We start from the raw sequence: 25,389 nt of genomic DNA, 5'->3' as shown, positions 1-25,389 counted from the left end.
ACGCCATTGCCGGTCGCGGCCGCCCACGCTAAACCCGTGGCATGACGAAGACATCCGCTCCCGACACCTTGCGCATCGCCATCGCCCAACTCAACCCGACCGTCGGCGACGTCGCCGGCAATCTCGCCAAGGCGCGCGAGGCCAGGGCGGAGGCGGCCCGGCAGGGCGCCGACCTGGTGCTGTTCACCGAGCTGTTCCTGGCCGGCTATCCGCCGGAGGATCTCATCCTCAAGCCGGCTTTCCTCAATGCCTGTGAGCGTGCCGTGGCCGAGATTGCCGCCGATACGGCCGATGGCGGCCCTGGCGTCGTCATCGGCACGCCGCTGAAACGCAAGAGTGGCACGCACAATTCCGTCATTGTCGCCGATGGCGGCAAGGTGATCGCCGAGCGCTTCAAGGTCGACCTGCCGAATTATGGCGAGTTCGACGAAAAGCGCGTGTTCCAGGCAGGCCCCGACCTGCCGGGGCCTGTGAATTTTCGCGGCGTGCGCATCGGCATTCCCATCTGCGAGGATATCTGGGGCGACCATGGCGTCTGCGAGACGCTCTCGGAGAGCGGCGCCGAAATGCTGCTGGTTCCGAACGGCTCCCCTTACTATCGCGGCAAGATGGACGTGCGCCAGCAGATCGTCATCCGGCAGGTGATCGAAAGCGGCCTGCCGCTGGTGTGGGCCAACCAGCTCGGCGGGCAGGATGAACTGGTGTTCGATGGCGCCTCCTTCGCCATCAATGCCGACAGGACGCTCGCCTTCCAGATGAGTCAGTTCGAGGAAGCGCTGGCCGTCACGACCTGGGTGAGGGCCGATCGCGGCTGGGTCTCCACCGAAGGCCCGATGTCGAGACTGCCGGACCACGAAGAAGCAGACTACCGCGCCTGCATGCTGGGCCTGCGCGACTACGTCAACAAGAACGGCTTCAAAAACGTCGTGCTCGGCCTTTCGGGCGGCATCGATTCGGCGATCTGTGCGGCGCTTGCAGTCGACGCGCTGGGCGAGGAGCGGGTGCGCTGCGTGATGATGCCCTATCGCTACACGACGCAGGCATCGCTGAAGGACGCCGAGGATTGCGCCCGCGCGCTCGGCTGCCGATACGACATCGTGCCGATCCAGGAACCGGTGGAGGGGTTCCAGCACGCGCTGACCCAGCTTTTCGAAGGCACGAAGGAAGGTATCACCGAGGAGAACCTGCAGTCGCGGGCGCGCGGCACCATCCTCATGGCGATCTCGAACAAGTTCGGCTCGATGGTGGTCACCACCGGCAACAAGTCGGAAATGTCGGTGGGCTACGCCACGCTCTACGGCGACATGAACGGCGGCTTCAACCCGATCAAGGATCTCTACAAGATGCAGGTCTACGCCCTGTCGCGCTGGCGCAACGCCCATGTGCCGCCGGACGCGCTCGGCCCGTCCGGCGAGGTGATTCCGACCCACATCATCGACAAGGCGCCGTCTGCGGAATTGCGCGAGAACCAGACCGACCAGGATTCGCTGCCGCCCTATCCGGCGCTCGACGACATCCTCGAATGCCTCGTCGAGAACGAGATGGGCGTGGACGAGATCGTCGCTCGCGGCCATGATCGCGCCACGGTGACACGGGTGGAGAACCTGCTCTACATTGCCGAATACAAGCGCCGGCAAGCGGCTCCCGGCGTGAAGATCACCAGGAAGAATTTCGGCCGCGACCGGCGCTATCCGATCACGAACCGCTTTCGCGACGGCCGGTAGCCGGCCTCAAACCCGACATTGGAAAGCGGACATATGGCATTGCTATTCCAATAGGGTTCCAGGTTTGCCAATCCGCCGTCACGCGATACGCCGGCCCTGCGCGTCGAGCAGCACGCAGGCGGCGGGGTCGAATCCGATCTCTACCGTCTCGCCTTCGCGCGCGACCTTTCCGTCGATCAGCGCGTAGGCGCGCACGACCGAGCCCTGGCCGATGTCGATCTCGTAGACGGCGCTGCCGCCGAGATAGGAGGTCGACACGATCTTGCCGGCCAGTCTGTTCGCGCAGGCACCGGCGGCCGCAACCTGAAGCTTCTGCGGCCGCACGACCAGCGTAATGCTTTCCCCCGGCGCCAGCACGCGCGGCGAAAGCGCCGTGACGCTCCGGCCTGCGGCCAGGGCGATGGTCGCCACGAGGCCGTCCACCGCCGCCACCGTGCCCGGCAGCATGTTGGCCTTGCCGAGGAAGTCGGCGACGAAAGCCGTCGCGGGCTCGGCATAGACCTGCTCGGGCGTGCCGATCTGCTCGATCCGGCCGGCGTTCATCACCACGATCTGGTCCGACATGGACAACGCCTCTTCCTGATCGTGCGTGACGAAGATGGCGGTGATGCCGGTTTCCTTCTGGATCTTTTTGATCTCGACGCGCATTTCCTCGCGCATGTTGGCGTCGAGCGCCGACAGCGGCTCGTCCATCAAAAGCACCTCGGGCTCGAAGACGATGGCGCGGGCGAGCGCGATGCGTTGCTGCTGTCCGCCGGAGAGCTGCGACGGCAGCTTCCTTTCGGAACCGGGAAGCCGAACCATCTCCAGCGCCTTGCCCACCCTGCGCGCGATCTCGGGCTTGGACACCTTGCGGTATTTCAGGCCGAAAGCGACGTTGTCGAACACGCTCTTGTGCGGGAACAGCGCATAGCTCTGGAACACCAGGCCGATATTGCGCTTGTAGATGGGCACATCGTCCACCCGCCGGCCGCCGATGGATATCTGGCCTTCGGTGACGTCCACGAGGCCTGCTATGGAGCGCAGGATGGTGGTCTTGCCGCAGCCTGACGGGCCGAGCAGCGTGACGAAGCTGCCCTTTCTGATCGCAAGCGAGAAGTCCCGCACCGCCATGAACCTGCCATAGGCGATGGCGATGTCGCGGAACTCGACCGCCGGCTGTCGCACGGGTGCGAGATCGGTGCCGGGCAGGGCCCCGGCCGCAGCCGGCCGGGGCGATGTGTGCAGGCTGTCATGCACCTTTGGAAATCCTATCCCACTGCTTGGTCCAGGCGTCCTCGTTCTTCGCCCAGTAGATGGGGTCGGCGAAGGTCAGCGCCTTCATCGAGCCGGTCGGGTCGAAGGCGGGAAGCTTCTCGATCTTCTCGGTGAGCTTCACCTTGGTGGGGTCGAGCGATGGCGGATAGTTCTGGCCTTCGGCCACGGCGATCGAGGTCGCGGGATCGAGCATGAAGTTGATCAACTCCTCGCATTCGGCCATCGGCGCGCCCTTGAGCACCAGCATGTCCTCCATCCAGGCGTAGGAGCCCTTCGGGTCGAGATAGCCGATGGGGTGGCCCTGCTGCTGGAGGGCCGCGACGCGCCCGGACCACGCATCGGTGACCACGATCTCGCCTTTGGACAGAAGGTCCATCAACTCCGCGCCGGAACTCCAGAATTTCTTGGCCAGATCGCGATTCTCGCGCACCTTGGCCCAGACCGCATCCATGTCCTTGATGTCGTTGGGGTCCTGGCCGGTTTGCAGCGCGGCATACCAGACGCGCGTGGTCATGTCGGAATAGCCGCCCACCTTGCCCTGGTATTTCTTGTCGAACAGCAGACCGACGCCCTTTTCCTTGGCCTCCTCATCGGAGATGACCTTGTTGTTGTAGGCGATGCCGGTGGTGCCGTAGTCATAGGGCACGGCCGAGATCTTCGGCGTGATCTTGCGGAACGGCTCGATCATCGGCTCGAGCACGTTCTTCATATTGGGAATGTTGGCCTCGTTGATCTCCGTGTTCACGCCCGCATTCACGTATTTGATGTAGTAGTTCACGCCGGAGGAATGGACGACCTGATAGTCGCCGGGCTTGGAGGTCTTGATCTTGGTGATGATCTCGTCCTCGTCGCCGAATGTACCCTGCACCACCTTGATGCCGGTCTTTGCCGTGTAGGGCTGGAAGGCGTACTTATCGATCGCCTCCTGCACCACGCCGCCCCAGCCGTCGAAGCGGACTTCCGTCGCTGCGGCCAGCGCGCGCCCCATCCAGGGCATGGAAAGGCCCGTCGAGGCCGCGGCGGCGGCCGTCAGCGTCAGGAATGTCCTGCGGCTGATGTCGCCGTTCTGATAGCGCTCGCTCAGGCGTTCCAATCTTGTCGTATTGGACATTTTCATGCTGCACTCCCCTTTCTACCGACACGTTTCCTCAACTGCGTGAGGCTTTGCAGGATAAGGCCGCCAATGAGCGGGATGCCGACGGTCACGAGGACCATGACCGTGCCGAGCGCGTTCACTTCCGGACTTATCGAGATCTTCAGCATGGACAGGATCTGGGTCGGCATGGTCTCCACGCCGGCCGGCCTCCAGAACAGGCTGGCGGAGGTGTTGTCGAATGAGATGGTGAAGGCCAGCAGCATCCCCGCCGCCACCGCCGGTATCAGCAGCGGCAGGGTGATCTCGCGGAACGTGGCGATGCGCGCCGCACCCAGCGAAAGCGCTGCCTCCTCATAGGTGCGGCTGATGCCGATCATGCGCGCCTGCACCACGAGCACCACATAGGGCAGCGCCAGCAGGATATGGCCCAGCAAAAGCAGCCAGATGGTGCGGGGCTGGTCCACGGCCTTGATGAGCACCAGAAGCCCCACGCCCAGGATCGTCTCCGGCACCAGTGCCGGCAGGATGACCAGCGTGCCGAAGGTCTGCTTTCCGGGGAACTGGAAGCGTACCAGGGCAAAGGCCACCATGATGCCGAGGAGGGTGGTCACCGCGGCTGTGACGAGCGCGATCCACATCGATGTGCGGAAGGCGGCGAGCACCGGCTCGTTGGTCATCAGCTTGGCGTACCATTGCAGGCTGAAGCCGGTGAGGGGGAAGCCGCCGAACATCGAGGCGTTGAAGGACAGCACGACCGTGGCCACGATTGGCGCGAACAGGAAGATGTAGACGAGCAGGGTGACCAGGCCGGTGATGCGCCAGGCCCAGATGCCCTGGCGATCGTGCCGCAGCGCCGTCATCCACCCAGCCCCTTCATGATCTGCGACATGCCCATGTAGCGTGTGTAGGTGGCCGCGACGCAGCCGAGCAGCACGAACAGCACGATCGACAGCGTGGCGCCCATCGGCCAGTTCAACTGGCTCATGATGGTGTCGTAGATCAGGTTGCCGAACAGCGCGTCGCGCCCGGAGCCCAGGAGCTGGGGCGTCACATAGCTGCCGGCGGCCAGCACGAAGCACAGCAGCAGACCCGCCGCCAGCCCCGGCAGCGAAAGCGGCAGCGTGACCTCCCGGAATGCCTGCGCGCTGGTACAGCCCATGGACTGGGCGGCCGAGATCAGCGTGCGGTCGATGCTTTCAAGGCTCACATAGACGTTGAGGATCATGTAGGGCAGCAGAAAATGCAGCAGGCCCATGATGACGGCGCCCTCGGTATAGAGCATCGGCAGTGGTTCCGAGATGAGGCCGAGCCTGAGCAGCACGACGTTGATGACGCCCTGTTCGCCCAGGATGTTGATCCAGGAGAAGGTGCGGATGGTGAAGGAAATCCAGAACGGCACGATGAGCAGCAGAAGCAGGAGCCATTTGTGCCGGAAGGACGTGGCCCAGATGAAATAGGCGGGAAAATAGCCCAGGACCGCGCAGATGATCGCGGTGATGGCGCCGACGCGCACGGTCTTCAGCAGGAAGCCGTGATAATAGCTGTCGGTCAGGAACTCGGTCCAGTTGGCCAGCGTCAGCGCGCTCGATTCCACCCCGGCGGTGACGAAGGTGAAGAAGGTGTAGACCGCCATGACGAGGATGGGCAGCAACAGGAACACGACCAGCAGCAGCAGCGTCGGGGCGATGAGGGCCCACGCCAGCCGAGCGTCGTAGAGTGTCCACCCCTTGATCTTTGTCATCCGGATCTTAGCGCCCCGGTTGGGCCGGCTGCTTCTGCCGGTCTGAATGCCAGATTGGGCGATCCGCGCGCAGTTGTCTACCGGTCAGAGGTGAATTTTCTTCGCGCTTTTTCACGGGCAGGCAGGCTGGCGGCCGCCTCCGGCCACCGTGAAGGCGAGTTAGAACCGTGTCACCACGCCAATCCCGATGCCTGCGAACGTGTCCATCGCCATCAACGCGGCAGGGGCCTCCTCCAGGCTCATGGTGCGGCCGATCAGCAGTTCGGGCTTGAGCTTGCCCGTCCCTATCATCTCCATCATGGCACCGTAGCGGAAGGCCTGCATGCCGTGGCTGCCGAGGATTTCCAACTCATAGGCGATCACCTTCGACATCGGCACCGCCGCCCTGGCGTGCTCGCCCAGCATGAGGCCGACCTGCACGTGGCGGCCGCGCCGACGCAGGCAGGAAATCGAATTGAAACAAGTAGTTGGATGACCGAGCGCATCCATCGACATATGTGCGCCGCCATTGGTGATCTGCTTGATGGCCTTGACCACATTTTCGGCTTGGGCGGCATTGACGGTCGCAACCGCGCCGATCTTGCGGGCGAAATCCAGCTTGTCCTCGGCAAGGTCCACCGCCACCACATTGGCGCCCATGGCCGACGCGATCATCACCGCCGACAGGCCCACGCCGCCGCAGCCATGCACGGCCACCCACTCGCCCGGCGTCACCCGTCCCTGGTCCACGACGGCACGGAAGGACGTGACGAAGCGGCAGCCGAGGCTGGCGGCGGTGGCGAAATCCATCGTTTCGGGCAGGCTGACGAGATTGGTGTCGGCGAAGTCGATGGCCACATATTCGGCGAACGAGCCCCAGGCGGTGAAACCCGGCTGGAACTGGTGCTCGCATACCTGCTGGTTGCCGCTGGCGCACTCGAAGCAGCGGCCGCACGCAGCCACGAACGGCACGGTGACACGCTGGCCCGCCTTCCACCGGCTCACCCGCTTGCCGGCGGCCACGACCGTGCCGGCGAGTTCATGCCCGGGCACATGCGGCAGGTGGATATCGGGATCGTGCCCCATCCAGCCATGCCAGTCGCTGCGGCACAGTCCCGTCGCCTCCACCTTGATGACCACGCCTTCCGGTGAGGGCGTCGGGTCGGGTACGGTGCGCAATTCGGGTTTTTCACCGAATTTCTCGAACAATACGGCTTTCATCGGGGGTCCTTACAATTGTTCGGCGTCGATCTGGTTCTGCGGCGCGGCCTTCAGGAAGGCCGGCAGGTCCATGCAGGCGGCGTGGATGCGCGAGATCGTCGGATAGGGGCTCATGTCGACATGGAAGCGGGCGTTGCTGGCCACCTGGGCCACCAGGCATATGTCGGCGAGGCCGGGTATCTCGCCATGGCAGAAAGTGCCCGTCTGCGACGAAGAAGAAAGCATCTTCTCAAGAGGTTGAAACCCTTCATTCACCCAATGCCGGAACCAGTTGGCGACATCCTCGTCGCCCGCGCCGAACAGGGCGCGGAGGCTGGTCAGCACCCGCAGATTGTTCACCGGATGGATGTCGCAGGCAATCATCTGCGCCAGCATGCGCACACGCGCCCGTCCGGCCGCGTCACGCGGCAGCAACGGCGGCTCGGGCGCCGTCTCGTCGAGGAACTCGATGATGGCCAGCGACTGGCCAAGCACGGCTCCGTCCGTCCAGATCAGCGCCGGCACCAGCCCCTGCGGGTTGACGGCCAGGTAATCCGGCTCGCGATGCTCGCCGAAGCGCAGGTGATGCGGCACGTAACGGTAAGAAAGGCCCTTCATCTCCAGCGCGATCCGCACCCGGTAGGAGGTGGAGGAGCGCCAGTAGTTGTGAAGGACGATTTCGCTCACTGCGGCTGTCCGATCGTCAATTCGACCGTGCCGATGCCCTCGACCTCGCCGCTGGCGCGGTCGCCGGGCTGGAGGGCGCCGACGCCGGCCGGCGTGCCGGTGAAGATCAGGTCGCCCGGCTGGAGTTCCATGGCCTCGCTGCAGATGGCCACGATGTCGGCAACCGGCCAGATCATCTCGGTCAGGTCGCCGTCCTGGCGGACCTCGCCGTTGACGGCCAGCCGGATACGGCCCTTGCCGGGGTGACCAGCCTTTTCGACGGGCATCAGCGCGCCGCACGGCGCGGAGCGGTCGAAGGCCTTGGACCAGTCCCAGGGGCGCGCGGCCTTCTTGGCCACGTCCTGGAGGTCGCGCCGGGTAAGGTCGATGCCCACGCCGTAGCCCCACACGTGATCGAGCGCCTCCGCGCGCGGGATGCGGAAACCTCCCTTGCCGATCGCCACGACCAACTCGATCTCATGATGCAGGTTCTGCGTCAGGGGCGGATAGGGGATGGTGGCGCCCGAATCGACCACGGCATCAGCCGGCTTGGTGAAGAAGAACGGCGGGTCGCGCTCGTCATTGCCCAGTTCGCGCGCATGGGCCGCATAGTTGCGGCCGACGCAGAAGATGCGGCGCACCGGAAAGCGCGCCTTGCTGCCGGCGACGGCAAGCGAGGGCGGAACGGACAGGGGAAGGACAAAATCGGTCATGCTCTCAGGCTTCATCGGTTGCGACTCGTTTTCACAATCGGCCGATTTGGGCGGGTGGGCAAGCATGGCGTTCGCAAACTTTGCCTGCCTCCGGGATCGCTATACTATTTGGCAATAACGCAGCGCGCCTAAGGCGCTATCCTTGCCCAACCATCGGCCGCACGCCGCAAGACGGGAGCTTGAAAGCCCGACCAATGTCAGCCGCCAGTGAAGCCGCCCGGTTCCTCATCATCGACGACCACCCGCTGTTCCGCGAGGCCCTCCACAGCGCCGTGCACAGCGCTTATCCCGAAGTCGACACGGTCGAGGCGCGTTCGATCGCCGAGGCCCTGGACATGCTGGCCGGCCAAAAGCCCTTCGATCTGGCGCTGCTGGACCTGTCCATGCCCGACGTGCACGGATTCGAGGGCCTGCTCCAGCTTCGTACCCGCTATCCGCGCCTGCCGGTGCTGGTCGTATCGGGCCACGAGGATGCCAAGATCATCGCCGAGGCGCTGTCTTACGGGGCGGCGGGCTTCGTGCCGAAATCGGCGCGCAAGGACGAGCTTGCCGCCGCCATCCGTTCGGTGATCGAAGGCGCGGTCTATGTGCCGGATACCTACGAGGGCAGCCAGCCCGATGCCGACAGCGCCGACCGCGCCGACATGGTGCAGCGCCTGGCGAGGCTGACGCCACAGCAGTTGCGGGTCCTGCAGATGTTGCGCCAGGGCATGCTGAACAAGCAGATCGCCTTCGAACTGCAGGTGGGCGAGACGACCGTGAAGGCGCATGTCTCGGAGATCCTGCGCAAGCTCAACGTCTACTCCCGGACCCAGGCGGTGATCGAGGTGTCCAAGCTCGACAGCGCCGAACTGTTTCGCGACCAGACCGGACTTTGACCGGCCGACAGCCGCAATCTCGGACGGAGCCGCGGATCGGCACTCCGCGCATCGTTCGTGCCAGATTCCGGCATGACAGGGGAAAGCGGCATGCCGGAAGGAACCTACGCCAGCAGATGCGCCAGCAGCGCGCGAAGCTGCGCCGGTTTCAGCGGCTTGCGCATGACCTCGATGCCGGCCGCGCGGGCGGCTGCGGCGATTTCGTCCGAGGGGTCGGCGGTGACGATCAGCGCCGGCACCGGCCGGCCGAGATATTCTCGTACCTCCGCGATGGTGCTGGTGCCGAGATCGCCGAGATCGAGATGCTGGTCGGCTATGACGATGTCGGGAATCCAGGCGGTGTCGCCCAGCGCGTCCAGCGCGTCGTCGGTGGAGGCGGCGCCGCGCACCGCGCATTGCCAGCGCTCCAGCAGCGACGTCATGGCGCCGCGCACGTCGGCGTCGTTCTCCACCAGCAGCACCTTGGAGCCGAACAGCCCGTAGCCGGGCGGACGCTCCATCTCACCCGCCGCTAAGACGGGTTCGGCGGCGACGCCCTCGGCCAGCGGCACGTCGATGTGGAAGATGGTGCCGCGCCCGATGCGCGAGGAGAAGGTGACCGGGTGGCCCAGCGCTCCGGCCATGCGCCGCACGATGGCAAGCCCGAGCCCCAGTCCTGCGCTCTGGCCGGCATCGCTTCCGGCGGCCGCCCGGTGGAATTCCTCGAACACGGCCTCGCGCTCGTGGTCGGGAATGCCGCAACCGGTGTCGGCGACGTCGATCCTGACGGTCGCGCCGCGCCGGCGGATGCCGACCAGCACGCCGCCCGCCTGGGTGTAGCGCAGGGCGTTCGACAGCACGTTCTGGAGGATGCGGCGCAGGAGGGTGCGGTCGGAGCGTACCATGACGCCGGCCGGCCGGAACTTCAGCTTCAGCCCCTTCATCCCGGCCATCGGCTGGAAATCCGAGCGCAGCGCCGAAAACAGCGTCTCCAGGTTGACGTCGGAGATTTCCGGCTGGACCACGCCCGCATCCAGCTTGGAAATGTCCAGCAGCGTGCGCAGCAGGTCGCCCATGGTCTCCAGCGAGCGTTCCACCTGCCGCACCAGCTTGCGGCCTTCGTCGCTGGTCTGCACCTCGGCCAGCGCCGAGACGGAAAGATGCGCGGCGTTGAGCGGCTGTAGCACGTCGTGGCTGGCTGCCGCGAGAAAGCGCGTCTTGGAAAGGTTCGCCTGCTCGGCGCTTTCTTTCGCGGCGCTCAACTCGATATTGGACTGCTCAAGCCGCCGCAGGGTCTGCTGCAATTCCTCCGTGCGCGTGCGCACCCGGTTCTCCAGCAGGATCGCCGTCTGGAACAGGGAAAAGGCGTTGCCCTGCTGGTCCATCGACCGCTCGACGCGGCTGACGAGGGCGGCGTTGATCTTCTTCAGCCTTTCGATGTCGTCCACGTCGCCCAGCGCCATGACGGCCCCCGCTATTCCGCCGCCTGCCGCTGGCCGAAGGCAATGCCGGTGAAGGTCTGGTTGAGGTGCATGGAGCGGTACTGTTCGCCATAGGTGCCGAAGCCGATCACCCGGTTGGTTCGGTACAGTTCGGAAATATCCCGGAAAACCTGCCGGTTGCGCGCGTCGAGCCGGCGCAGCACGCAGTCGAAGCCGAGGATCAGGTCGATGCCGTCGAGCCGCGCCTCCACTTCCCTCAGCGCCGCGCGCGTCGATTCCACCATCCCCTTCGGCTGGGCGATGGACAGCACCACCCCGTCGTCTATGGCGCAGAAGAAGGACAGCGAGCCGTCCGGATTCACCTTCTGGATCGAGCGGCAGTAATATTCGCCACCCACCTTCACCACGACCGGATGCGAGGCGAAGCTCATCGGAGTGAGCGTGTGCGGCGTCATGCCGACCGAGGCGGCATATTCCTGCGCAGCCACGCCGGCGTTGAATTCGCGCACGATGCGGCGCTCGGGGTCGGAGGCGGTCACCACCAGCTTCTCGCCGGTCGGGACGAAATTGTCGGTCTTGAAGACGTGGAACGGGATCGGCGTCGCCACCAGCACGATGATGGCGCTGTCGGTAGTCACGCGTCCGTCGCGGATCAGGCGCGTGGTCTCGAACTTCAGGTCGTCGCCGGCCGAGCCGCCGATGAGGGGAATGTCGTCCAGCCCCCAGTGGATGGCGGAGGTGACGGCCTCCTCGGCATAGGACAGGCCGTCGATGAAGCAGAGCGCAAAGACGTTGCCGCCAGGTCCGGCGTCCGCTCCGTTGCCCGCGGGCGCACGCAGCCTGCGCCGCAGCGCCTCGACCTCGGTGGTGATGCGGTCCATGCCGGAGGTGGAGATGCCTTCCACCATGGCGCTGGCGACGGTGAAGGCGGCGGAGGGGAACAGCATGGCCAGGACGTGGCCATCCTCCAGCCCCCGGGGCGTGATCTCGCCGGCGGTCGAACAGCCGGCATGGGCAAGCGCGGGAGCATGGGCGCGCAGCGCGGCGGCCAGGACTTCGGCATCCACGAGGCTCTGGGAGAAGAACAGCAGCGCGAAGCCGGCGCCTGCCGCCTCGGCCTCCTGCGCCAGCGCGCAGGCAAAAGCGTCCATGTCGGGCTCATCGGTGGTGAGCGCCGTCAGGCCGCATCCATAGCGCGTGCGAAGACAGGCCAGCCCATTCCTCCCGCGGTCGCCCCGGCATTGCCGGCGCAACATTGTTGCCGCTGCGCATGCGCTTGGCAATGGCCGCGCGCCGGCGCGCATGACCGAAAGTACAATATACGGCGTCCGGGGCCGATAGCATTCTCGTGAGCAATCGAGGCAGGGCTGGCCTTGCCGGTCGTTATGCGAGATAAGAATAGCGGTGTGCCGGTGAGGAGGGCGTGCCCGGCGGCCGATACCAAGGTTCAGCACCCAGGGAGGCTTCATGTCTGACGTGACGTTGACAGTGAATGGAAGACGGGTCAGCGCGACCGTCGAAGACCGCACGCTGCTGGTCCATTTCTTGCGCGAGCACCTGGGGCTGACCGGCACCCATGTCGGCTGCGACACCTCGCAATGCGGCGCCTGCGTCGTCCATGTCGACGGCAAGGCAGTGAAATCCTGCTCCATGCTCGCCGCGCAGGCGTCCGGCTCGACCGTGGTGACGATCGAAGGTCTGGCGGACGGCGCCGATCTGCACCCCGTTCAGGCCGCCTTCAAGGAGCATCACGGCCTGCAATGCGGGTTCTGCACGCCCGGCATGATCATGACCGCCACCGATATGATCCGCCGCCACCCGGAAGGGCTCGACGAAACGACCGTGCGGGCCGAACTGGAGGGCAATATCTGCCGCTGCACCGGCTATCACAACATCGTCAAGGCGATCCTCGCGGCGGCGAAGGCGATGGCGGGCGAAGGTACGGCGAAGGCGGCTTAGTGAATGGTGAACAGGGAATGGCCTGAGGGGTACGTTTCGGCCATTCACCATTTTCCCATTCACCGGATTCCGGGAGGAAGATTCTGATGGGTATTGAAGGCATCGGCGCCCGCGTCGCGCGCAAGGAAGACAAGAGATTCATCACCGGTGCCGGCCGCTATGTCGACGACATGGTCGTGCCGGGCATGAAGCATGCCGCTTTCGTGCGCAGCCCGCACGCGCATGCCGAGATCGTCGGCATCGACGTGGACAAGGCCCGCGGCATGCCGGGCGTGATCGACGTGCTGATCGGCAAGCAGCTCAAGGCGGATGGTATCGGCAACCTCATCTGCGGCTGGATGATCCACTCCAAGGACGGCACGCCGATGAAGATGGGCGCATGGTCGCCGCTGGCTGTCGACCGGGTGCGCTATGTCGGCGACGCGGTCGCCATCGTGGTGGCCGACACCAAGGGCCAGGCGCGCGATGCGGCCGAGGCGGTCGAGATTGCCTACAACGAGCTTGCTTCGGTGGTCGATGCCTCCAAGGCGATGGACGCCGGGGCGCCGCAGATTCATCCTGAGGCCGACAACAACCTGATCTTCGATTGGGAGATCGGCAACGCCGCCGAGACGGAAGCCGCCTTCCAGAAGGCCGCGCATGTCGTCAAGATGGACATCGTCAACAACCGGCTGGTTCCGAATGCCATGGAGCCGCGCGCCGCACTTGGCGTCTACGACAAGGCGGAGGACCACTACACCTGCTGGACCACCTCGCAGAATCCGCATGTCGCGCGCCTGGTCATGAGCGCCTTCTACAACGTGGCGCCGGAAAACAAGCTGCGCGTCATTGCCCCCGATGTCGGCGGCGGCTTCGGTTCCAAGATCTACATCTATCCGGAAGAGATCGTGTGCCTGTGGGCCTCGAAGAAGACGGGCGTGCCGGTCAAATGGGTGGCCGACCGCACCGAAAGCTTCCTGACCGACGCTCATGGCCGCGACCACCACACCCATGCCGAAATGGCCTTCGACCAGGACTACAAGATCATCGGCTTCAAGGTGGAGACCAAGGCCAATCTGGGCGCCTACATGTCGCTGTTCTCGTCGGCGACGCCGACCTATCTCTACGCCACGCTCCTGTCGGGCCAGTACGATATCCCGGCGATCCACGCCAACGTGAAGGCGATCTACACCAACACCGCGCCGGTCGATGCCTATCGCGGGGCAGGGCGCCCCGAAGCCGCCTTCAACGTGGAGCGCATGCTGGAAGTGGCGGCGCGCCAGTTCGGCATGTCGCCGGCCGAATTGCGGCGCAAGAACTTCGTCACCACCTTCCCGCACCAGACGCCGGTCATCATGAACTACGATGCCGGCGACTTCGCCGCCTCGCTCGACGCAGCGATGAAGGCCGCCGACTATGTGGGCTTCGAACAGCGCCGCGAAGCGGCGAAGAAGGCGGGCAAGCTGCGGGGCATCGGCTTCAGTTGCTATATCGAGGCCTGCGGAATCGCGCCGTCGGCGGCCGTCGGCAGCCTGGGCGCCGGCGTCGGTCTCTGGGAAAGCGCGGAAGTGCGGGTCAATGCCGTCGGCACGATCGAGGTCCTGACCGGTTCCCATAGCCACGGCCAGGGTCATGAAACGACCTTCGCCCAGCTTGTCGCGCAGCGTCTTTCCGTTCCGATGGACTCCATCTCGATCGTCCACGGCGACACCGACAAGGTGCAGATGGGCATGGGCACCTATGGCTCGCGCTCGGGCGCGGTCGGCATGTCGGCCATCGTGAAAGCGCTCGACAAGGTGGAAGCCAAGGCGCGCAAGATCGCCGCCCATCTGCTGGAGGCGGATGAAAGCGACATCGTCATCGAGGACGGTGCGCTGAAGGTCGCCGGCACGGACAAGTCGGTGCCGTGGTTCCAGGTGGCGCTTGCCGCCTATACCGCGCACAACCTGCCCGCCGGCATGGAGCCGGGGCTCAAGGAAACGGCCTTCTACGATCCGGCCAACTTCACCTTCCCGGCCGGCTGCTACATCTGCGAGGTCGAGATCGACCCCGAAACAGGCATGACCGACATCATCCAGTTCGTGGCGGCAGATGATTTCGGCAACATCATCAACCCGATGATCGTCGAGGGCCAAGTGCACGGAGGCGTCGCGCAGGGCATCGGCCAGGCGCTTCTGGAAGGGGCGAACTACGACGACGGCGGCCAACTCCTGACGGCCAGCTATATGGACTACACCATGCCGCGCGCCGGCGACCTGCCGTCGTTCAAGGTGTCCACGACCAGCACGCCGTCGCCGTCCAATCCGCTCGGCCTCAAGGGCTGCGGCGAAGCGGGTGCCATCGGCTCGCCGCCCGCCGTCATCAACGCGATTACGGATGCGATCGGTTCGGAGGACATCACCATGCCGGCCACCCCGCAAAAGGTCTGGGCGGCGATCCGCGCGGCGAAGCACTGAGGAGGACGCCATGTATTCGGTCAATTATCACCGTGCCGCCTCGGTCGAGGACGCCGCCAAGCTGCTCGGCAGCGGCGAGGCGAAGCTGCTGTCGGGGGGCATGACGCTGATTCCGGCCATGAAGACGCGGCTTGCCGCGCCCTCCGATCTGGTCGACATTTCACGTATCGACGCCTTGAAGGGCGTCACGATTTCCGGCGACACCGTCACCATCGGCGCGGCGACCACGCATTACGAGGTGGCCAACGACGCCGGCCTCAATAAGGCATGCCCGGCACTGGCGCATCTGGCCTCGCTGATCGGCGACCCCGCCGTGCGCCACAAGGGCACCATTGGCGGTTCGGTGGCCAACAACGACCCGGCCGCCGACTATCCGGCCGCGCTTCTGGCGCTCGGGGCCACCATCGCGACCAACAAGCGCAGGATCGCGGCCGACGACTTCTTCACCGGCCTGTTCGAGACGGCGCTGGAGGACGGCGAAATCATCACCTCCATTTCCTTCACAGCGCCTGCCCGCGCCGCCTATGAGAAGTTCCGCAACCCGGCATCGCGCTACGCCATCGTCGGCGTGTTCGTGGCAAGGGGCAAGGACGGAGCCGTGCGCGCCGCCGTGACCGGTGCCGGAGGCGACGGCGTGTTCCGCTCGGCCGAAATCGAGTCCGCTCTGGCCGGCAATTTCGATGCCGCCGCCGTGAACGGCGTCACCATCCCGGCCGATGCGCTCATGACCGACATCCATGCCTCGGCCGAATACCGCGCCCATCTGGTGGCAGTGATGGCAAAGCGCGCGGTGGCTGCCGCCAGCGCCTGACGCTTGTCAGTCCAAAGCCATGGACGGCCGGCTCCCACGCCGGCCGTTTTCATGTCCTGCATGCCTGGCAGGTATCAATCGGGAAAGAGCAGCGAGACGCTTGCGCCCGCATGGCGCTCCAGCCGGCCGGCAAGGTCCAGTTCCAGCAACACCATAAACACCTGTGCGGGGTGCAGGCCGGTGTGGCGAATGATCTCGTCGACCCCGACCGGCACAGGACCGAGCGCCTCGATCACGCGTGTACGATCGTCGTCGCCGGGCGGCGGCGTAGCAGCAAAGTCGGGTGGCTCCTCCAGCGTGTGCGACAGCGACCGTTCCGCTCCCGCCAGCGGCGCCAGCGCCTGCATGATGTCGGCGGGCTCCGTGGTCAGGATGGCACCGTCCTTCAGAAGCCCGTTGGTGCCGCCGGCGCGGGGGTCGAGCGGCGAGCCCGGCACGGCGAAAACCAGACGGCCCATCTCGGCGGCGAGCCGTGCGCTGATGAGCGAGCCGGAGCGCTTCGCCGCCTCGACGACCAGCAGTCCGAGCCCGAGGCCGGCGACGATGCGGTTGCGACGCGGAAAATCCTGCGCGCGCGGCTGCCAGCCGAACGGCATTTCAGAAACCACCGCGCCGCGCGCGGCGATCTCCTCGAACAGTTCCGCGTTCTCGGGCGGGTAGGGCATGTCCAGCCCGCCGGCCAACACGGCCACGGTGCCTGTGGCAAGGGCGCCCTGGTGCGCGGCCGTGTCGATGCCGCGCGCCAATCCGGATATGATGGAATAGCCTTCCCGCCCGAGTTCGGCGGCGAAATTACACGCCAGCTTGATGCCGGCCAGCGAAGCGTTGCGGGAGCCGACGATCGAAACCCCGGGCAGATGAAACACATCGGCGTTGCCCTTCACCGCGAGTACAGGCGGCGGATGATCGACCGCCTTCAGGATCGGCGGATAGTCCGGTTCGCCGAGGCAGACGAAGCGGCACCCAAGGCGGTCCGCGGTGTCCATTTCCGCTTCCGCCTCGTCCACGGAAGGGATGCGGATGCGCCGCATGGCGCCGCCCGCAAGAGTCAGCTCCGGCAGCATGGCGATGGCGTTTTCCGCCGAGCCATATCGGTTGATGAGGTCGCGGAACGTCGCAGGCCCGACATTGGGCGTTCGGATCAGGCGCAGCCAGGCACGGCGCTGCCGGTCGCTCAGGCGCGGACCGGCGGCAGCGGCGCTCATCCCTTGGCCCCGATCTTGCCCTCCGTGCCGGCTCTGAGGCGCGCGATGTTGGCGCGGTGCCGGTAGAAGACCAGCACGCTCATCAAGGCGAAAGCAAGCGCGAACTCGTAGCGGCCCAGTGCGGCCAGCGCGACCGGCACGGCCACGCACGCCGCCAGCGCGGCGAGCGAAGAATAGCGGAACAAAAGCGCCACGAGCAGCCAGACGGCGGCGAAGATCAGCGCAACGCTCCACGCCAACCCGATCAGCACGCCGAGATAGGTGGCCACTCCCTTGCCGCCCTTGAAGCCCAGCCAGACCGGAAAGAGGTGGCCGACGAAGGCGCCGAAGCCCGCCAGGGCACCGAGAGAGGCACCGTAACGGGCGGCGATCAGGGCCGGCAGGAGCCCTTTCAGCGCATCCAGCAGCAAGGTCGCGGCGGCAAGACCCTTATTGCCGGTGCGCAGCACATTGGTGGCGCCGATATTGCCGGAGCCGATCTTGCGCACGTCGCCGAGCCCGGCCGCACGCGTCAGCAGCAGGCCGAAGGGTATTGAACCGCACAGATAGCCGGCGACGAGCGCGTAGAGCATGGAAAGCGTCATTGGTCCCCCGTCGCCTGCAGCTTCTGTTCGGCAGCTAGGCAGCAAACACTGTGCGGCCCGCGACCATGGTTTGCAAGACCCTGCCTTGCAGCCGGGCGCCCTCGAAGCAGGTGTTCTTCGAACGCGAGCGGATGCCGGCTTCGCTGACGATCCAGGGTTCGTCGAGGTCGACCAGCGCAAGATCCGCGGGAGCGCCTGGCTTCAGCGTTCCGCCCGGCAGGCCGAACAGCCGGGCAGGGGCGGTGGACAGCACTTCCACCAGCCGGAGCAGCGGCAGATCGCCATTGTGGAAAAGCCTGAGCGCCACCGAAAGCAGCGTCTCCAGTCCGATCGCGCCGGCGGCGGCGTCGGCGAAGGGCAGGCGCTTGGTGTCGACGTCCTGCGGGTCGTGCGAGGAGGAGACGAGGTCGATGGTGCCGTCGCGTAGCGCCTCTACCATCGCCAGCCTGTCCTCCTCGGCGCGCAGCGGCGGGGTGAGGCGGAAGAAGGTGCGGTATTCGCCGACGTCGTTCTCGTTGAGCGCAAGGTTGTGGATCGCCACGCCCGCCGTTACGTCGGCGCCATCGGCCTTGGCGCGGGAAATGGCCGCCGCCGACATTGCGGTCGAGATCTTGGCGGCATGGTAGGTGCCGCGCGTCAGCCGGGCCAGTGCCAGATCGCGCTCCAGCGGGATGGTCTCGGCCTCGCGCGGGATGCCCGGCAGCCCGAGCCAGCTCGCATAAAGCCCTTCGTTCATGACGCCGGCCGAGGCGAGATCGGCGTCTTGCGTCTCATGCACGATGACGGCGCCGAAGTCGCGCGCATAGGTCAGCGCCCGGCGCATGACCAGGGAGTTCGCGATCGTATGGCGCCCATCGGTGAAGGCCACGCAACCCGCTTCGCGCAGCAGGCCGAATTCCGTCATCTCGCGGCCTTCGAGCCCTTTGGTGATGGCCGCGGCCGGGAAGACGTTGACGAGGGCGGTGTCGCGCGCCGTGCGCAGCACGAATTCCACCAGCGCCACATTGTCGATGGCCGGGTGGGTGTCCGGCATCATCACCAGCGAGGTGACGCCGCCGGCGGCGGCAGCGACGCTGGCCGAGGCGATGGTCTCGCGATGCTCGCCGCCCGGTTCGCCGATGAAGACGCGCGAATCGACCAGCCCGGGCATGATCGTCCTGGCCGTGCAGTCGATGACGCCGGCACCTTCCGGCGCACCCTGGTTCAACGCAGAGGCGCCGGCGGCTGCGATCTTGCCGCCTTCCACCACGACGGAGCCGATCTCGTCGATGCCGCGCGAGGGATCGACGATGCGGGCGCGTTCAAAGACCGTGACCGTCATGCGCCGCGCCCTTCCTGGTTGCGGCGCGGGTCGAGCAAGGCTTCCATCACCGCCATGCGCACGGCCACTCCCATCTCCACCTGTTCCTGGATGACGCTCTGCGGCCCGTCGGCGATGGCCGAGGCGATCTCGACGCCGCGGTTCATCGGGCCGGGATGCATGACCAGCGCGTCGGGCTTGGCCGCTTTCAGCTTGTCTGCGTCGAGGCCGAAATAGCGGAAATATTCACGCACCGACGGCACGAAGGCACCTTCCATGCGCTCGCGCTGCAGGCGCAGCATCATCACCACGTCGGCGTCCTTCAGCCCTTCGGCCATGGACCGGTGGACGATCACGCCCATCTGCTCGATGCCGGCTGGCAGCAGCGTGGAGGGCGCCACGACCCGCACCTGGGCGCCCAGTGCGTTGAGCAGGATGATGTTGGAGCGAGCCACGCGCGAATGCAGGATGTCGCCGCAGATCGCCACGATCAGCTTGGAAATGTCGCCCTTGGCGCGGCGGATGGTGAGTGCGTCGAGCAGCGCCTGGGTCGGATGCTCGTGCGTGCCGTCGCCGGCATTGACCACCGAGCAGCCGACCTTCTGGGCCAGCAACGCCGCCGCGCCCGCCGACTGATGGCGGATGATGAGGATGTCGGGGCGCATGGCGTTCAGCGTGATCGCTGTATCGATCAGCGTCTCTCCCTTCTTCACCGAGGAGCTTGCCACCGACATGTTCATGACGTCGGCGCCGAGCCTTTTTCCCGCCAGTTCGAAGGAGGACTGCGTGCGGGTGGAGGCTTCATAGAAGAGGTTGATCTGCGTGCGGCCGCGCAGGGCCGACGTCTTCTTCTCCGGCTGGCGCGAGATCGCCACCGCGCGGTCTGCGCGCTCTAGAAGCAATTCTATGTCGGCTGGGGAAAGCTCGCGTATGCCGAGCAGGTGGCGGTGGGGGAAAAGCGGCAGGGGCGCGGCGTCTGTCATCACAAGCGGCTGCTATAGGGCCGGTGGCCGGCGCGGGCAAGCGCCGGTTCTGGATTGCGGGATTTTCTCCCGGTATTTTTACCGCTCCTGCGCTATAAACCGGGCGCCGGCCGCGGATTCGCGGGCGTCGCCGAGAAAAGGATGAGGCGTGACAGAAGAGGTAGCGAACCAGTCCCCGCCGCTGACGGGCGGCAACGCATGGCGGGGCGATCCGTTGCTGATCCAGCTTGCCGAACGCTTTTCCGAACCGGTGCGCAAGGAATTGGACGGGTTGGGCCGCTTCGTGCTGAGCCAGGAAGCGCAGGAGCTGGCCCGGCTGGCGAATATCGAGACGCCGAAGCTTCGAACCTACGACCGCCAGGGCCGCCGCATCGACCAGGTGGAATACCATCCGGCCTATCATGCGCTGATGCGCCGCTCGGTCGCGTCCGGCCTGCATTCCTCGGTGTGGGAAAATGGCGAGGCCGAGACAGGCCGCCGGCACCAGGTGCGTGCTGCCCGGTTCTATCTGACGGCCGAGCTGGAGACCGGCCATCTGTGCCCCATCACCATGACCAGCGCCTCGCTCGCGGCGCTTATGGCCAATACCAAGCTGTTCCGGGAATGGGCGCCGCGCGTGACGACGCGCAAATACGACCATTCGCAGAAGCCGCCGGTGGAAAAGGCGGGGCTTACGCTCGGCATGGGCATGACCGAGAAGCAGGGCGGCACCGACGTGCGCGCCAATGTCACCAAGGCGGAGCGCGCCGGCTCCAGCGGCTTTTACAGGCTTTCCGGCCATAAATGGTTCATGTCGGCGCCGATGTCGGACGCCTTCCTGGTGCTGGCGCAGGCCCCCGAGGGCCTGTCTTGCTTCCTGGTGCCGCGCGTGCTGGGCGACGGGTCGGGAAACGGCTTCCGTTTCCAACGGCTGAAGGACAAGCTGGGCAACCGCTCCAACGCGTCTTCGGAGGTGGAGTTCGAGAACGCCATCGGCGAGATGGTGGGCGAACCGGGCGCCGGCGTCCGCACCATCATGGACATGGTGACGCTGACGCGGCTGGATTGCGCGGTCGCCTCCTCGGCGATCATGCGCGCGGCCCTTGGCGAAGCGGTTCACCACACACGTCATCGCAAGGTGTTCGGCGCAAATCTCATGGATCAGCCCCTGATGCAGCGCGTGCTCGCCGACATGGCGCTGGACGTGGCGGCGGCGACCGCATTGTCGTTCCGTCTCGCCCGTTCCTTCGACGATGCCGCGAGCGACCGCGGCGAGGCGGCATTCGCGCGGGCCATGACCCCCGTGGTCAAGTACTGGGTTTGCAAGATCGCCCCGGCGCTGATCTACGAGGCCATGGAATGCCTGGGCGGCAACGGCTATGTCGAGGAGGCGCCGCTCGCCCGCTACTATCGCGAGGCGCCTGTGAACGCGATCTGGGAAGGATCCGGCAACGTCATGGCGCTGGACGTGCTGCGCGTGCTTTCGCGTGCGCCTGCGCTGTTCGAGGAGGTGCTGGCCGGCATCGATCGCGACCTCGGCACCGGCGGGCGCGGCACCATCGGCGTGCTCAGGGCGGCCATGCAGGTGGCGGCGTCCGACGAGGGGTCGGCGCGGCTTCTGACCGAGCAGCTCGCCCTGTCGGCGGCTGCGGCGGAATTGCGGCGGCTCGGGGCAGGGCGCATCGCCGACGCCTTCGTGGAGACGCGACTGGGCGGCCAGTGGCGCACCACTTACGGCATGCTCGATTCGCGCCACGATGCGCGCATGATCCTCGATACGCTCTATCCGCCATCGGTCTGAGCACGGTTTGGGCATGCGACAAGGCCCGGCTGTGGATTGCCGTTAACCTTAACAAATAGTTTCCATTGCGGCGGCGGCCGGCAAGGCCCACTGTCCGGCAGTCGAAGCAGGAACGGCCATGCGGCAGCGCCCTCCATCTTTCCCGATCTCAAGCCGGGCGCGTTTCTGCGCCCTGCGGACAGGTGAGCGTTGATGCGGACGCTGCTTCTGTTGTGGGCCGCCCCGCTGGCGCTGTTCTGGGGCTGGTTCTTCCTGTCGCTCAACGACATCAATTTCGGCTATGTGATGCTGAGCCGGCCGTTGCACGACCTCGTCTTCCAGCTCTACGGCGACATGCTGGGCATCGACCCGGCGCTCATTCCCGGCATGGTCGCCAAGGCCTGCATCGTCGATTCGCTTCTGGTGCTGGCGATATGGGCTTTCCGCCGTCGCCGCACCATCATGGGCTGGGTCAGGGGAATTGCGGCTCGTCGCGGCCAATCGCCTGAAGGCGGTCCAGAACTCCCTGCAGAATGAAGGCGGCGGCGGCCGAGTCGATTTTCTGAGCCCGCTTGCGCCGGGAAAAATCCATCTCGATGAGCGTCCGTTCGGCGGCGACGGTGGACAGCCGTTCGTCCCAGAAGGCGAAGGGAAGGGCGCTCAGCGGCGCCATGTTGCGCACGAACGCGCGCGACTTCTGCGCGCGCGGCCCTTCCGACCCGTCCATGTTGACGGGCAGCCCGATGACGGCGGCGCCGACATTTTCCTTTTCCAGCGCCGCCAGAAGGGCGGCCGCGTCGAGCGAGAATTTTTTTCGCATGATGACCGGGCGCGGATGGGCGAAGGAAAGGCCCCGGTCCGAGACGGCAACGCCGATGGTCTTGTCGCCCAGGTCCAGCCCGGCAAGCACGCGTCCGCCGGCCAGATGGCGCCTCAGTTCTTCGATCGCGACGACACCCACGCGCTTTCCTTTGACATGGCCGGCCAGCGCTCTATCCTTCCATACCTCGATACATGAAGGAATTCACTGGCAATGAAACTCACCTGGTACGGTCATTCCGCTTTCCGCGTCGAGACGCAAGGCGCCACCATCCTGATCGACCCGTATCTGGTGGGCAATCCTTCCTGGAATGGCGGCTGGGAAGGCCCGGCCGAGGGCGTCACCCACGTGCTTGTCACCCATGGCCATGACGACCATATCAGCGGCGCCGTTGAGGTGCTCAAGAAATCCGGCGCCATGCTGGTCGCCAATTTCGAGATCTGCATGTATCTGGTCGGCAAGGGCGTCGGCCAGGACAAGATAAACCCCGGCAATATCGGCGGCACGGTCGATTGCGGCGCCTTCACCACCACTTTTGTCCAGGCGTTGCATTCCTCCTCCTCGCAGGGGCAGGGCGGCGCCAACACCTATCTGGGCAATCCGGGCGGGCTGGTGTTGCATTTCCCGAACGACAAGACGCTCTACCACATGGGCGATACCGATATCTTTTCCGACATGGCTCTCGTCAACGAGCTGCACGAGCCGAAGATCGGCATCGTGCCGGTCGGCGACCGATTCACCATGGGCGGCGCGGTGGCGGCCCTTGCCTGTCGCCGCTTCTTCAAGTTCGAGACCGCCATACCCTGCCATTTCGGCACGTTCCCGCTGCTGGATCAGACGGCCGACAATTTCGTTTCCGGGCTGGAAGGCTCCGGCACCAAGGTCGCGCTGCCGAAGATCGGCGAGCCGTTCACCTTGTGACGCGGGGCCTCGGCTGCCCGGCGTAGCCGGTTGCGCCCGCCGCGCCGGGCCGCTATAGCGCGAGCAGGTTTTTCCGAGGCAATGATATGTCCGTAGATCGAGAGACAGTGAAGCGCGTGGCGCGCCTCGCCCGCATCGCGGTGAGCGAGGAAGATGCCGAGCGCATGACCGGCGAGTTGAACGTGATTCTCGGCTTCGTCGAGCAGTTGAACGAGGTCGACGTCACCGGCGTAGAGCCGATGACCTCGGTGGCGCCCATGGCCATGAAGAAGCGGCAGGACGTCGTCACCGACGGCAACAAGGCCGCCGACATCGTTGCCAACGCGCCGGCCACGGAAGAGAATTTTTTCCTTGTCCCCAAAGTGGTGGAATAGCGTCGCTTTTCCCGCTTCGGCCGCCCCGCTCCTGTAAAAAAGACCCTGTCCGATGACCGACCTGACCCGACTGACGATCGCCGAAGCGCGCAGCAAGCTGAAGGCCAAAGAAATCCGCGCCGTCGAGCTGACGGACGCCTATCTGGCGGCGATCGACCGCGTCAACCCGGCGCTCAATGCCTATATCGCGGTCACCCACGACAAGGCGCGCGATATGGCGGGCGCCTCGGACGTGAAGTTGGCGAAGGGGCAGGGCGGCGCGCTGGAAGGCATCCCGCTGGGGATAAAGGACCTGTTCGCCACCGAAGGCATCCACACGCAGGCGTGCAGCCATGTGCTGGACGGCTTCAAGCCGCATTATGAATCGACCGTCACCAGCAATCTTTGGGCCGACGGCGCGGTCATGCTGGGCAAGCTCAACATGGACGAGTTCGCGATGGGCTCGTCCAACGAGACGTCCTATTATGGCCCGGTGGTCAATCCCTGGCGGGCGGAAGGCTCCAACAAGCAGCTCGTGCCGGGTGGCTCCTCCGGCGGCTCGGCCGCTGCCGTCTCGGCTTTCCTGTGCGCGGGCGCCACCGCAACCGACACCGGCGGTTCCATCCGCCAGCCGGCGGCGTTCACCGGCACGGTCGGCATCAAGCCGACCTACGGACGCTGTTCGCGCTGGGGCATCGTGGCCTATGCCTCGTCGCTCGACCAGGCCGGGCCGATCGCGCGCGACGTGCGCGACGCCGCGATCCTGCTCAAGTCCATGGCCTCGGTGGACCCCAAGGACACCACGTCGACGGATCTGCCGGTGCCCGATTATGAAGCGGCGATCGGCCGCCCGGTGAGGGGCATGAAGGTAGGCATTCCGCGCGAATACCGCCTGGACGGCATGCCGCAGGAGGTCGAGGCGCTGTGGCAGAAGGGCATCGCCTGGCTGAAGGAGGCGGGAGCCGAGATCGTCGACATCTCGCTGCCGCACACAAAATATGCGCTGCCGGCCTACTACATCATCTCGCCGGCCGAGGCGTCGTCCAATCTCGCGCGCTATGACGGCGTGCGCTACGGCTTGCGCGTGCCGGGCAAGGACATCGTGGAGATGTACGAGAACACCCGCGCCGCCGGCTTCGGCCGCGAGGTGAAGCGCCGCATCATGATCGGCACCTATGTGCTGTCGGCCGGCTATTACGACGCCTACTACCTTCAGGCGCAGAAGGTGCGCACGCTCATCAAGAAGGATTTCGAGGACGCCTTCGCCGCCGGCGTCGACGTCATCCTCACGCCCGCCACGCCTTCGGCCGCCTTCGGCCTGGCCGACGAGGAGATGAGCGCGGATCCGGTCAAGATGTACCTCAACGACATCTTCACGGTGACGGTGAACATGGCCGGCCTGCCGGGCATCGCCGTGCCTGCGGGGCTCGACGCCAAGGGCCTGCCGCTGGGGCTGCAGCTCATCGGCCGGCCCTTCGACGAGGAAACGCTGTTCCAGACCGCCCATGTCATCGAACAGGCGGCAGGCAGGTTCCAGCCGCAGGCATGGTGGTAGCCGCGCGCGCTCCGGTTTCGCCGGTCGGC

The 25,389-nt window shown here is 65.8% G+C and carries 24 protein-coding genes; 10 read left to right on the top strand and 14 right to left on the bottom strand.

All coding sequences use genetic code 11. The features are described 5' to 3' along the window. Positions 1-41 precede the first annotated feature (41 nt). Positions 42-1,724: an NAD+ synthase gene (locus ACTDI4_RS12690; RefSeq protein WP_442841493.1), complete on the top strand. Its 1,683-nt coding sequence runs from the start codon at positions 42-44 to the stop codon at positions 1,722-1,724. A 78-nt stretch (positions 1,725-1,802) separates the two neighbouring features. On the opposite strand, the gene ACTDI4_RS12685 is transcribed toward ACTDI4_RS12690, so the two are convergent. From ACTDI4_RS12685 to ACTDI4_RS12655, 7 genes are all read right to left on the bottom strand, one after another. Continuing rightward, positions 1,803-2,963: an ABC transporter ATP-binding protein gene (locus ACTDI4_RS12685; protein WP_442841492.1), complete on the bottom strand. Its 1,161-nt coding sequence runs from the start codon at positions 2,961-2,963 to the stop codon at positions 1,803-1,805. Further along, positions 2,956-4,098 (bottom strand): extracellular solute-binding protein, encoded by a 1,143-nt coding sequence (locus ACTDI4_RS12680; protein WP_442841491.1) that lies wholly within the window; start codon positions 4,096-4,098, stop codon positions 2,956-2,958. The genes ACTDI4_RS12685 and ACTDI4_RS12680 overlap by 8 nt, the downstream gene beginning before the upstream one ends. Continuing rightward, the gene (locus ACTDI4_RS12675) at positions 4,095-4,937 is read right to left on the bottom strand and encodes an ABC transporter permease (protein ID WP_442841490.1); all 843 of its coding nucleotides are present in this window, start codon (positions 4,935-4,937) and stop codon (positions 4,095-4,097) included. Before ACTDI4_RS12675 ends, ACTDI4_RS12680 begins: the two co-directional genes overlap by 4 nt. After that, positions 4,934-5,818, bottom strand: coding sequence for an ABC transporter permease (locus ACTDI4_RS12670; RefSeq protein ID WP_442841489.1), 885 nt, complete (start codon positions 5,816-5,818; stop codon positions 4,934-4,936). The genes ACTDI4_RS12675 and ACTDI4_RS12670 overlap by 4 nt, the downstream gene beginning before the upstream one ends. 159 nt (positions 5,819-5,977) lie before the next feature. Continuing rightward, positions 5,978-7,018 carry a zinc-dependent alcohol dehydrogenase family protein gene (locus tag ACTDI4_RS12665; RefSeq protein WP_442841488.1) on the bottom strand — a complete coding sequence of 347 codons (1,041 nt, stop codon included), beginning with the start codon at positions 7,016-7,018 and terminating at the stop codon, positions 5,978-5,980. 9 nt (positions 7,019-7,027) lie between these two features. Beyond that, entirely contained in the window at positions 7,028-7,684 is a 657-nt protein-coding gene (gene maiA, locus ACTDI4_RS12660; protein ID WP_442841487.1) for a maleylacetoacetate isomerase, read from the bottom strand. Continuing rightward, complete coding sequence (locus ACTDI4_RS12655; RefSeq protein WP_442841486.1) at positions 7,681-8,376, bottom strand: fumarylacetoacetate hydrolase family protein; 696 nt, start codon at positions 8,374-8,376, stop codon at positions 7,681-7,683. Before ACTDI4_RS12655 ends, maiA begins: the two co-directional genes overlap by 4 nt. A gap of 194 nt (positions 8,377-8,570) precedes the next feature. Between ACTDI4_RS12655 and ACTDI4_RS12650 the strand changes: the two genes are divergently transcribed. Then, positions 8,571-9,254 (top strand): response regulator, encoded by a 684-nt coding sequence (locus tag ACTDI4_RS12650; RefSeq protein ID WP_442841485.1) that lies wholly within the window; start codon positions 8,571-8,573, stop codon positions 9,252-9,254. Between the two features lie 104 nt (positions 9,255-9,358). Here ACTDI4_RS12650 and ACTDI4_RS12645 read toward each other — a convergent pair whose 3' ends face one another. Both ACTDI4_RS12645 and ACTDI4_RS12640 read right to left on the bottom strand, forming a co-directional pair. After that, complete coding sequence (locus ACTDI4_RS12645) at positions 9,359-10,696, bottom strand: hybrid sensor histidine kinase/response regulator (protein ID WP_442841484.1); 1,338 nt, start codon at positions 10,694-10,696, stop codon at positions 9,359-9,361. A gap of 11 nt (positions 10,697-10,707) precedes the next feature. Then, positions 10,708-11,931 carry an FIST N-terminal domain-containing protein gene (locus tag ACTDI4_RS12640; protein ID WP_442841483.1) on the bottom strand — a complete coding sequence of 408 codons (1,224 nt, stop codon included), beginning with the start codon at positions 11,929-11,931 and terminating at the stop codon, positions 10,708-10,710. A gap of 211 nt (positions 11,932-12,142) precedes the next feature. On the opposite strand from ACTDI4_RS12640, the gene ACTDI4_RS12635 reads away from it, so the two are divergent. The 3 genes from ACTDI4_RS12635 to ACTDI4_RS12625 all read left to right on the top strand — a co-directional run bounded on the left by ACTDI4_RS12635 (position 12,143) and on the right by ACTDI4_RS12625 (position 15,880). Next, entirely contained in the window at positions 12,143-12,634 is a 492-nt protein-coding gene (locus ACTDI4_RS12635; protein WP_442841482.1) for a (2Fe-2S)-binding protein, read from the top strand. An 86-nt stretch (positions 12,635-12,720) separates the two neighbouring features. Continuing rightward, positions 12,721-15,069, top strand: a complete 2,349-nt coding sequence (locus ACTDI4_RS12630) for a xanthine dehydrogenase family protein molybdopterin-binding subunit (RefSeq protein ID WP_442841481.1) — start codon at positions 12,721-12,723, stop codon at positions 15,067-15,069. A gap of 10 nt (positions 15,070-15,079) precedes the next feature. Then, positions 15,080-15,880, top strand: coding sequence for an FAD binding domain-containing protein (locus tag ACTDI4_RS12625; protein ID WP_442841480.1), 801 nt, complete (start codon positions 15,080-15,082; stop codon positions 15,878-15,880). Positions 15,881-15,954: 74 nt separating this feature from the next. Here the strand turns inward: ACTDI4_RS12625 and dprA are convergent, their stop codons facing one another. Genes dprA through ACTDI4_RS12605 form a run of 4 tightly spaced genes read right to left on the bottom strand, consistent with a single transcriptional unit; the run spans position 15,955 to position 19,952 of the window. After that, the gene (gene dprA / locus ACTDI4_RS12620; RefSeq protein WP_442841479.1) at positions 15,955-17,085 is read right to left on the bottom strand and encodes a DNA-processing protein DprA; all 1,131 of its coding nucleotides are present in this window, start codon (positions 17,083-17,085) and stop codon (positions 15,955-15,957) included. After that, positions 17,082-17,669 carry a glycerol-3-phosphate 1-O-acyltransferase PlsY gene (plsY, locus tag ACTDI4_RS12615; RefSeq protein ID WP_442841478.1) on the bottom strand — a complete coding sequence of 196 codons (588 nt, stop codon included), beginning with the start codon at positions 17,667-17,669 and terminating at the stop codon, positions 17,082-17,084. Before plsY ends, dprA begins: the two co-directional genes overlap by 4 nt. 34 nt (positions 17,670-17,703) lie before the next feature. Beyond that, positions 17,704-18,990 carry a dihydroorotase gene (locus ACTDI4_RS12610; RefSeq protein ID WP_442841477.1) on the bottom strand — a complete coding sequence of 429 codons (1,287 nt, stop codon included), beginning with the start codon at positions 18,988-18,990 and terminating at the stop codon, positions 17,704-17,706. Then, positions 18,987-19,952, bottom strand: a complete 966-nt coding sequence (locus ACTDI4_RS12605) for an aspartate carbamoyltransferase catalytic subunit (RefSeq protein WP_442841476.1) — start codon at positions 19,950-19,952, stop codon at positions 18,987-18,989. The genes ACTDI4_RS12610 and ACTDI4_RS12605 overlap by 4 nt, the downstream gene beginning before the upstream one ends. A 148-nt stretch (positions 19,953-20,100) precedes the next feature. Between ACTDI4_RS12605 and ACTDI4_RS12600 the strand changes: the two genes are divergently transcribed. Continuing rightward, positions 20,101-21,732 carry an acyl-CoA dehydrogenase family protein gene (locus ACTDI4_RS12600; protein WP_442841475.1) on the top strand — a complete coding sequence of 544 codons (1,632 nt, stop codon included), beginning with the start codon at positions 20,101-20,103 and terminating at the stop codon, positions 21,730-21,732. A gap of 192 nt (positions 21,733-21,924) precedes the next feature. Then, entirely contained in the window at positions 21,925-22,248 is a 324-nt protein-coding gene (locus ACTDI4_RS12595) for a DUF6105 family protein (protein WP_442841474.1), read from the top strand. Here ACTDI4_RS12595 and ruvX read toward each other — a convergent pair. Next, positions 22,184-22,672 carry a Holliday junction resolvase RuvX gene (gene ruvX / locus ACTDI4_RS12590; RefSeq protein WP_442841473.1) on the bottom strand — a complete coding sequence of 163 codons (489 nt, stop codon included), beginning with the start codon at positions 22,670-22,672 and terminating at the stop codon, positions 22,184-22,186. The genes ACTDI4_RS12595 and ruvX overlap by 65 nt on opposite strands. 72 nt (positions 22,673-22,744) lie before the next feature. On the opposite strand from ruvX, the gene ACTDI4_RS12585 reads away from it, so the two are divergent. The 3 genes from ACTDI4_RS12585 (at position 22,745) to gatA (ending at position 25,360) form a co-directional block, all read left to right on the top strand. Beyond that, a complete protein-coding gene (locus ACTDI4_RS12585) occupies positions 22,745-23,452 on the top strand; it encodes a metal-dependent hydrolase (protein ID WP_442841472.1) in 708 nt (235 codons plus the stop codon). Positions 23,453-23,538: 86 nt separating this feature from the next. Next, positions 23,539-23,826, top strand: coding sequence for an Asp-tRNA(Asn)/Glu-tRNA(Gln) amidotransferase subunit GatC (gatC, locus tag ACTDI4_RS12580; protein WP_442841471.1), 288 nt, complete (start codon positions 23,539-23,541; stop codon positions 23,824-23,826). Between the two features lie 52 nt (positions 23,827-23,878). After that, entirely contained in the window at positions 23,879-25,360 is a 1,482-nt protein-coding gene (gene gatA / locus ACTDI4_RS12575) for an Asp-tRNA(Asn)/Glu-tRNA(Gln) amidotransferase subunit GatA (RefSeq protein ID WP_442841470.1), read from the top strand. Positions 25,361-25,389: the final 29 nt, after the last annotated feature.

Source organism: Mesorhizobium sp. PUT5, assembly GCF_052216645.1.
Lineage (GTDB): Bacteria > Pseudomonadota > Alphaproteobacteria > Rhizobiales > Rhizobiaceae > Mesorhizobium.
The sequence above is the reverse complement of the archived record's forward strand: the minus strand, read 5'-3'. Positions and strand labels throughout refer to the sequence as shown.

Bases quoted from the DNA above. Each gene is read 5' to 3' on its own strand.
- ACTDI4_RS12690 (WP_442841493.1), top strand. From the start codon at position 42: ATGACGAAGACATCCGCTCCCGACACCTTGCGCATCGCCATCGCCCAA.
- ACTDI4_RS12680 (WP_442841491.1), bottom strand. From the start codon at position 4,098: ATGAAAATGTCCAATACGACAAGATTGGAACGCCTGAGCGAGCGCTAT.
- ACTDI4_RS12675 (WP_442841490.1), bottom strand. From the start codon at position 4,937: ATGACGGCGCTGCGGCACGATCGCCAGGGCATCTGGGCCTGGCGCATC.
- ACTDI4_RS12670 (WP_442841489.1), bottom strand. From the start codon at position 5,818: ATGACAAAGATCAAGGGGTGGACACTCTACGACGCTCGGCTGGCGTGG.
- ACTDI4_RS12665 (WP_442841488.1), bottom strand. From the start codon at position 7,018: ATGAAAGCCGTATTGTTCGAGAAATTCGGTGAAAAACCCGAATTGCGC.
- ACTDI4_RS12655 (WP_442841486.1), bottom strand. From the start codon at position 8,376: ATGACCGATTTTGTCCTTCCCCTGTCCGTTCCGCCCTCGCTTGCCGTC.
- ACTDI4_RS12650 (WP_442841485.1), top strand. From the start codon at position 8,571: ATGTCAGCCGCCAGTGAAGCCGCCCGGTTCCTCATCATCGACGACCAC.
- ACTDI4_RS12645 (WP_442841484.1), bottom strand. From the start codon at position 10,696: ATGGCGCTGGGCGACGTGGACGACATCGAAAGGCTGAAGAAGATCAAC.
- ACTDI4_RS12640 (WP_442841483.1), bottom strand. From the start codon at position 11,931: ATGTTGCGCCGGCAATGCCGGGGCGACCGCGGGAGGAATGGGCTGGCC.
- ACTDI4_RS12635 (WP_442841482.1), top strand. From the start codon at position 12,143: ATGTCTGACGTGACGTTGACAGTGAATGGAAGACGGGTCAGCGCGACC.
- ACTDI4_RS12630 (WP_442841481.1), top strand. From the start codon at position 12,721: ATGGGTATTGAAGGCATCGGCGCCCGCGTCGCGCGCAAGGAAGACAAG.
- ACTDI4_RS12625 (WP_442841480.1), top strand. From the start codon at position 15,080: ATGTATTCGGTCAATTATCACCGTGCCGCCTCGGTCGAGGACGCCGCC.
- dprA (WP_442841479.1), bottom strand. From the start codon at position 17,085: ATGAGCGCCGCTGCCGCCGGTCCGCGCCTGAGCGACCGGCAGCGCCGT.
- plsY (WP_442841478.1), bottom strand. From the start codon at position 17,669: ATGACGCTTTCCATGCTCTACGCGCTCGTCGCCGGCTATCTGTGCGGT.
- ACTDI4_RS12610 (WP_442841477.1), bottom strand. From the start codon at position 18,990: ATGACGGTCACGGTCTTTGAACGCGCCCGCATCGTCGATCCCTCGCGC.
- ACTDI4_RS12605 (WP_442841476.1), bottom strand. From the start codon at position 19,952: ATGACAGACGCCGCGCCCCTGCCGCTTTTCCCCCACCGCCACCTGCTC.
- ACTDI4_RS12595 (WP_442841474.1), top strand. From the start codon at position 21,925: ATGCGGACGCTGCTTCTGTTGTGGGCCGCCCCGCTGGCGCTGTTCTGG.
- ACTDI4_RS12585 (WP_442841472.1), top strand. From the start codon at position 22,745: ATGAAACTCACCTGGTACGGTCATTCCGCTTTCCGCGTCGAGACGCAA.
- gatC (WP_442841471.1), top strand. From the start codon at position 23,539: ATGTCCGTAGATCGAGAGACAGTGAAGCGCGTGGCGCGCCTCGCCCGC.
- gatA (WP_442841470.1), top strand. From the start codon at position 23,879: ATGACCGACCTGACCCGACTGACGATCGCCGAAGCGCGCAGCAAGCTG.